The following is a 751-nucleotide window of genomic DNA, read 5'->3' on the forward strand; positions in this document are numbered from 1 at the left end:
GTTACGCCTGTCTTGATCTACCGTGACTCCTACCACTCCATAGACTGGATTCAGACAGTTGTTCACCTTCAGGATAATGGTGTCGAATTCTTCCATGGGTTTACCACACTTGTTGAGCAAGGTGTTGCCATCGGTACCGTACTTAGAATACAAGAAGTAATCTCCATTAAAGATGAGTGGCTTGTACAGCTTGAGCGTAATACTGTCGGTTTCGTTGTTGTTGTTACAATACGTTTGAATTCCTTTAACTGGAATAGGCTGACCATTAGGAGCGGTCAGACGGAAGTCGGTTCCATCTGGCGAAACCGATACACATTCCACAGGTAGAGTAAAACGCAGGGTAACGGTAGAGTCGTAACAGTTGTAGTCTTTTTGTTGTCTGCCTCTTGCATCGAGACTCACACCCGGAGCATTTGGATCGAGTTTCACCCCTTGAGCGGCTGTTTGCTGACAGAACTGAGGGGAGCCAATTACCACCTGAATCTCCCGGTTAGAGCTTCCTACTTTTTCCCAGAAGAAGTAGGTAGAGTCAAAACGGTACTCATCGACACGCATCGCAATTACGGAAACCTCACCCCCTACTGTAGGTAGGAAGCTGATATTACCCGTTTGCGGATTGAGAGTGTATGGGTTTGCAGGGTCTGTAGAGAAGGGTGCAAACTTAGAGAATGGAATGGCTCCAGTAGTTGTGTTGTAAGGAACCACGGTTCCGTTCACGCCTTCTCTAGGATCGATAATTTCATAGCGAAGA

Annotated in this window: 1 protein-coding gene; it reads right to left on the minus strand. The window is 46.7% G+C overall.

Going from position 1 to position 751, the window contains the following annotated elements; genetic code table 11:
- A partial coding sequence (locus F8C82_RS14830) for a hypothetical protein (RefSeq protein WP_170266291.1) occupies positions 1-751 on the minus strand: 751 nt, incomplete at both ends.

It is taken from the genome of Phaeocystidibacter marisrubri (assembly GCF_008933165.1).
GTDB lineage: Bacteria > Bacteroidota > Bacteroidia > Flavobacteriales > Schleiferiaceae > Phaeocystidibacter > Phaeocystidibacter marisrubri.